This is a genomic window from Subtercola vilae (assembly GCF_004923255.1).
Taxonomy (GTDB): Bacteria; Actinomycetota; Actinomycetes; order Actinomycetales; family Microbacteriaceae; genus Subtercola; species Subtercola vilae.
In genome coordinates this window covers 19435-29441 of the sequence record NZ_QYRT01000046.1, presented here as the reverse complement: position 1 = coordinate 29441, position 10007 = coordinate 19435, and the positions used below count along the sequence as shown (strand labels likewise).

The 10007-nt window shown below is 65.0% G+C and carries 5 protein-coding genes; 2 read left to right on the top strand and 3 right to left on the bottom strand.

Annotated elements, in window-relative coordinates; translation table 11 throughout:
* From D4765_RS16605 to D4765_RS16595, 3 genes are all read right to left on the bottom strand, one after another.
* The coding region (locus D4765_RS16605; RefSeq protein WP_161580475.1) for a PA14 domain-containing protein at positions 1–5792 on the bottom strand (5792 nt) is incomplete at its 3' end.
* A gap of 281 nt (positions 5793–6073) precedes the next feature.
* Complete coding sequence (locus D4765_RS16600) at positions 6074–6328, bottom strand: CBU_0592 family membrane protein (RefSeq protein WP_136643432.1); 255 nt, start codon at positions 6326–6328, stop codon at positions 6074–6076.
* Positions 6329–6477: 149 nt separating this feature from the next.
* Complete coding sequence (locus D4765_RS16595; RefSeq protein ID WP_136643431.1) at positions 6478–7257, bottom strand: hypothetical protein; 780 nt, start codon at positions 7255–7257, stop codon at positions 6478–6480.
* 162 nt (positions 7258–7419) lie between these two features.
* Between D4765_RS16595 and D4765_RS16590 the strand changes: the two genes are divergently transcribed.
* Positions 7420–8424 carry a LacI family DNA-binding transcriptional regulator gene (locus tag D4765_RS16590; protein WP_237280512.1) on the top strand — a complete coding sequence of 335 codons (1005 nt, stop codon included), beginning with the start codon at positions 7420–7422 and terminating at the stop codon, positions 8422–8424.
* A gap of 212 nt (positions 8425–8636) precedes the next feature.
* A complete protein-coding gene (locus tag D4765_RS16585; protein WP_162849209.1) occupies positions 8637–10001 on the top strand; it encodes an extracellular solute-binding protein in 1365 nt (454 codons plus the stop codon).
* Positions 10002–10007: the final 6 nt, after the last annotated feature.

The window sequence follows — 10007 nt, the reverse complement described above, 5'->3', positions numbered from 1 at the left end:
GTGCGGTTGCCGTCCATTCCCGCGGCCGCATTCACCCCGCAGCCACCGGATGCCGCGAACCCGTAAACGAGACTGTGCCCGGCCGTCTGCGCGGTGGTCAGCCGGCCCGCGGCGTCGTACCCGTAGGTCGAGGTCTGCGCGGCCGCCGTGCCGTCGAGAGTGGTGTCGGTGAGGATCCGGCCCGACTCCGACCGGGCGACCGTGTCGGTGAGACCGGGCTGCCCGGCGACGAAGGTCCATGCCATGCTGCTGCTCGCGCCGACGCTGTTGCGGGTGAGTGCCAGCGCCGATCCGTTTCCGGCCGCACCCGCCCCTGCCGGGTAGCTGACGCCGATGAGCTGCCCGGCGTTGATTCCTGCGGTTTTGTCGCCATAAGCGGGAACCGCGATGACGGCGCCGTTAGCGGTGATCTGGGTGACTTTTCCGTCAGGGTCATAGGTCGCCGCCTGCACCGACGGGCTTGTCGATCCGTTCGCCAGGGTCGAAGTCGAGATGACCTGGCCGATTGCGTTGTAGGTCGGCGTCGTCACGGTGTTCCACACATCGGTGTAGGTCACGGTTCGGCCGAGTAGGTCGGTGGTGGTGCTGATTTTGCCTCCGGTTGTGGTGGAGGCGATGGAGTCGTCGGTGGCAGAACCTTTGAGCGGGTTGCCGGTCGCCGCACCGGTGTCTGTGAACGAGACGGTCACCGTTCGCGCGGGCTGACCACCGTACGCGGGATACACCGTTTTGGTGGCCCGGTTGCGGCTGTCGTAGGTGATGCACTGCCAGTCGCTGTCGGCGGATGCCCGACTCCCGGCGATGCGCCCGTAACTGTCATACACGACGGAGGCGGCAATGGTGCCGCCGCCCGCGGTCGTCGGCGAGGGCGTGCTGGATGTCTGCAGCATCCCGTACTGCGGTGTGCCGAGCGGCACTCCGCAGACGGGTGTTGTGAGGGCCGGTTTGTACGAGGTCTCGTAGCCGGAGGTGTTCGAGTAGTAGCTGTACGTCGACCCGGCAAAAGCCGCACCCGTCGCGGTCGCTGCGGGAAGGGTTTTCCCGATCCGGCGCTGGTACCCCGCAGCAGTCGTCTCGTACGTGGTCGTGGTGGTCAGGTTCAGTTTCCCGGCCCCGGGGTCGATGGTGTTGGTCGCGGCCATCCCGAGCCACGGGCTCGAACCGTACGTCGTCGAGGTCGTGAGCGATGTCACGGCGGTTGTGCTGACTCCGGTTGTTCCGGCGGGCACTGCGTCGTCGGTTTTGCTGGAGGTCGCGAGCCCGTAGTCGGGGCTGAGGTAGCGGTGTGGGATGACGTCGAACGAAGCTTTGCCCGGCATGATCCACGTCAGCGCGAGATACGCGCCCGGGCCCGCCTGGTTTGCGTAGTCGAGCCGTACCGGGAGAACCGTGCCGGGGTCCTTGATCGTGACCATTCCAAGGGGCGACCAGTGAACCCCGGAGCTGATGTTGTCGTTGAACAGCAGGGTGTTGTCGACCCACAGTACGGTGCCATCATCGGCGTCCGTCTGCAGCGTGTACGTGCCGGCGTCGGGGAACGTGATCGTGCCCGTCATCCGCGCAGACCACGACGCGGCCGGAATCCCGGGCATCGGCGAGCTGGTGTTCCAGTCCATGTTCACGTCGCCCGCGGTCGCCGTGCCGGGGATACCCAACGAATACGCCTTCGGCACACCGGTCCACGACGGGTTGTCGTAGTAGGTGCTGTTCAGGGCCTGCAGATTCTCGTCGTACCCGGTGTGCGTGTGCGCAGTCGTTGACGCGCACGCGGGCGTCGCTGTTCTGTCAGGGTTGAAACAGCCGGGCGCGGCAGGCCCGTAGCTGTCAGTGGCCCGGTTTCGGGTGTCGTAGAGCGTGGTGGCTTCCAACCCTTGCGCGTTGACCGCCGACAGGGTCTGGTCTTTGTCGTTCCACACGGTGCTGGCGGTGAGGCCCATCGCCGACGTGCTCGTCAGGGTGCGAAGGGCGCTGTCGTAGGTGACGGTTTCGGCGTGCCCGGGACCGACACGCGTGTTCGGCAGCGGTGTGCCAGCGCTGTCAACGCTGTCCACATACGTGGTGTTGACGACTGCGGGGCTGAGAGTGTCGCCGTAGGTGTAGAGCTTCGTGGGCTGAGCTGACGCGGTAACGCCGTCGGGGGCGGGCAGTGCGACCTTCGTCGCCCGGCCTCGAGTGTCGTAGCTGATGGTCGTCGCGTTTGTTGCTGTCGCTGAGCGCGCCGGGGTGGCCGCGGGAAGCGCGGTGAGCCAGTCGTTCTGCAGCACGTTCCTGATCACGGTGACCCGGCCCTGCGCATCGTACGCGAACGTCGACTGCGCGTTGCCGGGGTTCGTGATGCGAACCAGTTGACCGTATGCGTTGTACTCGATCTCGGTGTAATCCTGCACGCCCTGCACATGCCCGGGGTAGACGATGCGGCAGAGCAGCGGCCCCACCGTCAACGCCGCGGTTCCCGTAAAGCTCAGCGGGTCAGTCTTGCAGACCTTGCCGCCCACCAGATCTGTGCCAGAGAGCCCTGCCTGGGCGGGCGTCTCGTCGGTGTACACGAACTTCACCTGACGGCTGTACGTCGTGGTGGATCCGGTCGTCGCCGCCGACAACCGGTCGCTGATCGTGTCGATCGCACCCGCACCCGCGCCCGTGCCCGTGCCCGCCCGAAACTGCACTACCGGAGCGGCAGGTTTCAGCGCCTCCTGCGGCGATGAGACCTGCGACACGACCCCGGCAGAATTGAACAGGTACACGGTGCCGGCCTCATCGGTGAGGCTCACCTGCTTCGAGCCGTCGACGGTGAGAATGCCCGCCTCACCTGCTGGGGGCGTGTAGCTGCCGCCGGGCTTGCTGACGTACGTGTGCACGGCACCGGATGCGTCGGTGAGAACCACCGACGTGTCGTTCACCTGGGCCTTCGAATAGAACCCGGCCGGCCCGGCAATCGCGGTCGAGGCCGACCACCCTGTCGGCAACGTCGCGACCGTGCGCGTGAACCACGACGTCGGAACCACCATGCCAGGCCCCGTGTCGCCCTGCTTTCTGACGAGCAGCACCATCGCGGCACCGCCCGTGTTCTCGAAGTAGTTCACCGTGATCGCCGAAGGAGTGCTCGACAGCGCAGTCGCACTGCCCCAGCTGACCTCTGCGGCGGCGTTCCATTGGTCGATGACCGTCGCGCCGCCGACGAATACCTGGGCACCGTCGTCGCGGGCATACCCGAACTGATACGGGGTCGCCGCCACGTCAGGGCTCTGGATGAACCCAGTCCAGCGGGCGAGGAAGTGGTCTGTGTCGACCAGGCCGGGGGCTGGAGACCCGGGAGTACCGCCGGTGCCGTCACCCCAGTTGAAGTTGATCTGCGGGTCGACCCTCGACAACACTTTCGTCGCCCCAGCGAAGTCTGCGGTGGGGTTCGTCGGGCTGGCGGTCATGCCATTGAAGTACTCCGCGTTCAGCCCGGCGTTCGAGGGGGCCTCTGAGTTGTAGGTGAACCCCATTCCCATCGCGCCGCCCACGGTACTGACCGTCGGCGAGCTGAACGACATGTTCACGTTGCCGTTCGCGAGGTTCACCGACACCGGGCCGGCCGCATCCGACGGCGACGGCCCACCCGTGCCGAGGCGCTTGTTGATACTGAACGAGTTCACGAATACCGGCCCGTACGTGCCGACGCTGTTCTTGATCAGCACGCTCCACGAATACGTTCCGCCGTCTTGCAGTGCCGTCGCATCTGGCGGGCTCCACGTCGTGCCAGACTGCCAGGGCGACGCGATGACCTGCCCGCTGGTCGCATCGGTGCCGGTCGTGATCGTGAACCTGTACTGGAACGCCAGACCGTCTGGCACGGCCGGCACGCCGATCGAGAAAACCGGCTGGGTCGTCGTCACCACGGCATGATCGACCGGCAGAGCCGTGGCTTTGTCGGGCCGCGGCGGGCTGTCGGTGGTGAAGCTGTACACCGGGGTCGCGGGCCACACCGGGTACGTCGGGTAGTACGTCGCCGACGCGTCTTCGACCCACGAACGCCAGTAGTAGGTCGTGCCCGGTTGCAGCAGCCCCTTCGAAACGGGAATGGCTCCGTCGCGAACCCAGCCGGTGTCGATGAGGGGGTTCACTTCGGGGTTCGGGTTCGCACTCAGCCTGGTCCACCGGCCAAGCCCTGCTCCATTCGGGTCGTAGCTGCCGCCGACCCCGAGGGCCGGGGTGAGCGACTGATTCGTGGCACCGTTCGCCGGGGAGGGCAGGGTTCCGGGCGCCGGAAAGTCTTTGTATGCCACATACAGGCGGGTGTCGAAAACCTTGAGAGTGTACTGGCCGGGGGTCTCATCGCCGCCGAACGAGAAGCCGTTTCCGCTGGTGTTCGTTCGAACCCAGTCCGAGAGTCGGTAGGCGATGCCGGTACCGGATGGGTCGGTGTTACCGCCCGACGAATTGTCGACGGTGAACGTACCGAGCGCCGCTCCCCCGCAGTTGGGCCCGTCACACGTGGCCGCGCTGACCCCACCGGAGTGCGGGTCGACACTGTAGCCGAGCGACACAGCGGTGACAGCGATCTCTGCACCAACGATCTGTTTGCCGAAGAACTGCTCGTAGTTGTAGTGCACCACCGAGCGCCAGACGCCATTGCCGTTCGAATTGCCGATCCACACATGGTTGTTCGTGTTTGTCAGGTTCGTGCTCACCCCATCGGTGGTGCGGTATGCCAGCTCCCGGTCGTTGTCGGCCGAACCGACCGAGGGGTCGACCGACACCGGGTAGACCCGTGCGGGGTCAGCGAGCCACGCCGCATCGGGAGCGACCGAGATGAGGTAGCTGTCGCCCTGCTTCAACAGGTTCAGCCGCACGGCAGCGGCGGCATTCGCCCTCTGGTCGGTGCCGGCCGAATCCCACATCGTGGGCGCGGGAATCGAGAACGCGGTGGCTCCGGATGCACTACTGAACGTGATGCCGCCATCAGGGTCTTGCACTGCGGTCAGCCCCGGCGCGTCGACCCGCCAGGTCCAGACCGGTGAGGAATCGGGCCTGCTGTTCAACCGGAAGAGCTCGTTGACGCCCGCGGTTGTGACGTCGTACACGAGGTCGGTGTTGTCGAACACGTTCTTGTACTCAAGATGGTTCCTCGTGCTCGACCACGCGGCGAGGTCGCGTTCGAGAACGGAATGGTTCGCGCCCTGCAGCGTGAACCCGATCGTGTTGGCGTCTTTCGCGAGCTGCACCACGTTCTGATCGTCTGCGTACTGGGAGAACTGTGGATGCAGCGGGTGCTGATCGACTTTTGCGCCGCCCTGGCCGAGCCACGACCACGGGCCGGTGGTCTGCAGATCGGTCTGGATCGGAACCCAGCCGCCCGTCGCATCCGGTGCCGCAGTGCTCTGCATGTTGATCGGCGATGCCGAAACCGACGAGATCGTGGTGCCGTTCGGGCCGGCGTACGTGTCGCTGAACTCTGTTGCTGCGATGACCTGTTTGCCGGTGGGGTCGAAGTCTTTCACCGCGGACTGGTCGGGTGCGGCTGTCGCAGGTGAATCCGGTGTCGTCGCCGGCGCGGGCAGGGCCGCCGTGCCGCCCTCATCGATGGCCGGAGGCACAGCGTCGTCGGTGGCCGACGCGGCAACCTGCGGATCAGGCGTCTGCGACTGCTCCACAGGCGCCTCGACCACAGCAGTCGCCGCGGCGCTCACCGCCGGTGACGGGGCCGGAGTGGCGTCGGCCAACGCAGGAGACGACATGCCGACAACCACGCCGGCCGTGACCACCATCGACACGCAGGCCAGCAGCAGACGACGCGGGAACACCATGGGAACACCCCAACCGACCCCACGCATGGCAGCACGCAGAGATCTGCAGAATCAGAACGAAGTCCCCCTGGACGACCACAACCTACTGGGGTGCGCCACGAAAGAACAAGCGTCGATTCGGCTCGGCGGCTGGCGGGCATCCGCGCCACGGCCGCTGCTCGCCGCGGGGGCCGGATGCCCACATCCGCGGAATCACGCCGCAGAATCGACCTCATTAGTGATGAATCGTCACTAAATATGCAAGGCCGTCAGGCGGCAAGTATGTGCAAACTCTCAGGAAATTAGACCCGCGAGGTGCGCTCTGAACGACCAGCAAGCACTGCGACCAGGCTGATCGCCGAGACGATGGCCCAGACCCCTTCAAGCAGCAGAAAACCCCACTGCTGCCCGATGAAAGCGTCGATCGCCAGCACGGCCGAACCCACTGTGTTCAAGACAAGGTAGCGCTTCGACTTCAGATTCAGAACGCCCCACTGGGCCAGCGCGAAGCCGGCCAGAACCAGCAGTGACCCCACGATTTGAACGGCAATACCCATGACAACCTCCGGTGGCAACGTCGTCAGGCTGGGTACGTTGCTACTCGTCCAGAGGTGACCGCAACGGCCATCTGACATTCAGGATAGCAACCGTGTGTGGGCAACTCCTGTGCAGGCGAGAGGTACCGCGCCGCGATTGAGGCCAGAGCTCACCGATTGAGCGTGTCGCCCTCCGACGAGAGGTCGTCATCGATGGCCACCTCGAGCGCCTCCACCTCCGGTGCGCTGAGAATCCGCTCGATCAGGCCGCGGCTGCCGCCCACGATGGTGGAGTTCCAGTCGATCTCAGAGGCGATGCACCACTCTCGGCCTGACGGCCAGACGAGCTGCGGCATGGGCCCCATGCCCCACTTGCGACCGATGCCCGCACCGTCGGCCCAGGCCGCATCCGCCAGGTCACCGAGCCGAGCGGCAAAGACCACGTATTCTCGGCCGGGCAGCCGAAGACGCTCCCCATTCCGCAGAGCCCACGCGTCGTCTGGGTGGGTGCCCCAGCCATTCCACACGCCGACAGACACGGTGCGGCTGGGCGGGTCGGTCGCCAGAACCGCCTGTACGAGGCGAGCGAGGAGCTCGGGTTCTGGCCGACCGTCGCGGGGTGCGTCCAGCCGCCAACCGTTCTCGAGGTCGACGGATGCGCCGATGGCCGCACCCGAGATTGAGCTCCACTGGGCGAGCGGGTGCATCACACGCCCGAGGTGCCGGGCAGCCTCGGCCCATGCGCACAGTGATTCACCGACGTCACGACCCGGAACCGCGTGCTCGATGACCGTACGACGCGGCGCCGCATCGTCGTTGAAGCCGAAGCCGACGCGGAAGATTCGCGCGGGGTGAAACACCCGCGCATAGGCGTCGAGACCGTGCGGAATGACGCTGCCGACGCGCCCCCAGCCGCGCAGGCGACCGCGTATCCACTCCCCGTCACTCACCACACCCACCCCCGCTGTCGCGCCTCGCCCGCACGAGCGACCCGCTTGCCGCAACGGGTCTTCTCAGCAGGAGACATTCTTCCAGTGTACGAACCCGCCTATCCGCGGGATCTCCCACGTTGTAGAGTTGAGCGTTTCCCGGGTCTGAGAGAGTGGAGCGCTGTGCCGACGATTCACGATGTTGCGCGGCTGGCCGGCGTCTCGATCAAGACCGTTTCGAACGCCATCAACGACTACCCGTACATGCGGCCGGCCACCAAGCAGAAGGTGATCGACGCGATCGCCGAGCTCGGTTACCGCCCGAACCTGACGGCGCGAAATCTGCGTTCGGGCCGCAGCGGTCTGCTGTCGTTGATCATTCCCGACCTTCGGAACGCATACTTCGCCGAGCTCGCCGATTCGGTCATGCGGGCCGCCGATGCGCAGGGCCTCAGTGTCATCATCGAGCAGTCGGGCGGCGAGAAAGACCGCGAACTCGCGCTACTGCACAGCGATCGGGCGCAGCTCGCCGACGGTATTCTCTACAGCGCCGCAGGCCTCCGCGAAGACGAGGCACACCTACTGACCAGCGTTTCGACCCCGATTGTGCTGCTCGGCGAACACATTCTGCACGGCCCGACCGATCACGTCACGATGCAGAACGTCGAGGGCGCGAGGGCAGCGACCGAGCACCTCATCAGCCTGGGTCGAACACGCATTCTCGCGTTGGGCGCGAGAGCCGGGCAGACCGACGGCTCGGCGGGCCTTCGCCTCACCGGCTACATGCAGGCGCTAGACGAGGCGCAGCTCCCGTTCGACCCTGCACTCGTCGTCGACATCGTGGGCTGGTACCGGTTCACCGGTGCCGACGCCATGCGCCGAATACTCGCGTCGGGCATCAAGTTCGACGCCATGGTGGCGTTCAACGATGCCATTGCGCTGGGCGCGATGAGGGTGATGCAGGAGTTCGGAATCCGGGTCCCTGACGATGTGGCGGTCGTGGGGTACGACGACATCGATGAGGCTCAGTACTCACTGCCGACCCTTTCGTCGATCAACCCCGGGCGTGACGAAATCGCAACCGTGGCCATCCGGTACCTCACAGAACGCATTGCCTCTGAAGTTCCACTGGCTCCGAGAGACCACCTTTCTCAGTTCGAGCTCATTGTGCGGGAATCTTCACGCTAACAATCTCGGCACAGCACTTGACAGCCGACCGTCTGACTCATCATGATGCTTCTACAACGTTATATACAACGTCGTAAAGTACAGAAGTACTGCTGTTTCACGAGGCCCGTCCGTTTTCCTCCCAGCAATCAGTGCACGACCGCTCCGCTCGATTCGTCGAGCCCGCGGGTCGTACAGACAACGAAGTCAGTCTTAGGAAGGCATCACCCAAATTGAAGAAAAAAGTTCTCCTCTCCGGTCTTTCGGCCGTCGCCCTCGTCGCGTCGCTCGCGGCGTGCGCCAGCGACGGCGGAACTGCCAGCAGCACCTCTGCCGCTGACACGACCAACTGCACGAACAAGATCGTCAACGAAAGCGCTCCGCGCATCGCGGTGTGGGCGTGGTACCCCAACATGGCTACCGTCGTCGACAACTTCAACAAGCTGCACACCGACGTTCAGGTCTGCTGGAACAACGTCGGCCAGGGCGACGCCGAATACACCAAGGTTCAGACGGCCATCTCGGCGGGCAAGGGACTTCCCGACGTGGTCATGCTCGAATCCGACCACCTCAGCAGCTACTCGATTCAGGGTGGCCTCGCCGACATCAGCCAGTACGGTGCGAACGATGTGAAGAAGAATTTCAGCGCCGGCGCCTGGGCTGACGTGACCCAGGGCGATGCCGTGTACGGCATTCCGGTCGACGGCGGCCCGATGGCTCTCATCTACCGAACCGACGTCTTCACCAAATACGGCATCACCACCCCGCCCACCACCTGGGTGGAGTACGCGGCAGACGCTGCAAAGGTCAAAGCTGCGGGCGGCCCCGTCTTCGGCGACCTGGCAAGCAACGTTCCTTCGATGATCATGGCGCTGCAGATCCAGAAGGGCGCGCAGCCGTTCCAGATCGACAAGAGCGACCCCAAGAAGCTCACCATCAAGCTCGACGACCAGGCCTCGAAAGACGTTCTCGACTATTGGGCCGGGCTCGTGAAGACCAACGTCGTCGGCGTGAAAGACCAGTTCACCACCGACTACATCTCGGGTGTTGTGAACGGTGACTACGCAACCTACGTCTCTGCCGCATGGGCACCCGGTTACCTCAGCGGCGCTGGCGTCGGAACAGGCGCCTCCTCCGGCGTCTGGGCCGTCGCTCCGCTGCCGCAGTGGAATGCGAGCAACCCCGTCTCGGTGAACTGGGGCGGTTCGTCGTTCGCCGTCACGTCGCAGTCAGCGAACAAGCAGCTCGCAACCACCGTTGCCAAAGGCCTCTACGCCGATGCGGATTCGCTGGCCGACGGCTGGAAGAACCAGGTCATCTTCCCGCTGAACACGTCGGTACTCAGCTCGCAGGAGTTCATTGACAACAAGTCGGCGTTCTTCAGCGGCCAGACGGCCAACAAAGACGTCTACATTCCCGCCGAGACGGCGTACAAGGGTGCGGTCTACTCCCCCATCACCGTCTACTACTACGCCCAGCTGACCGCGGCCATCGCGAAGATCAACCAAGGGCAGATCTCCGGCTCTGACGCCGCCACGCAGTTGCAGAAAGACATCGTGACGTACGCGCAGGGCCAGGGCTTCACGGTCACCCAGTAGCAGCAC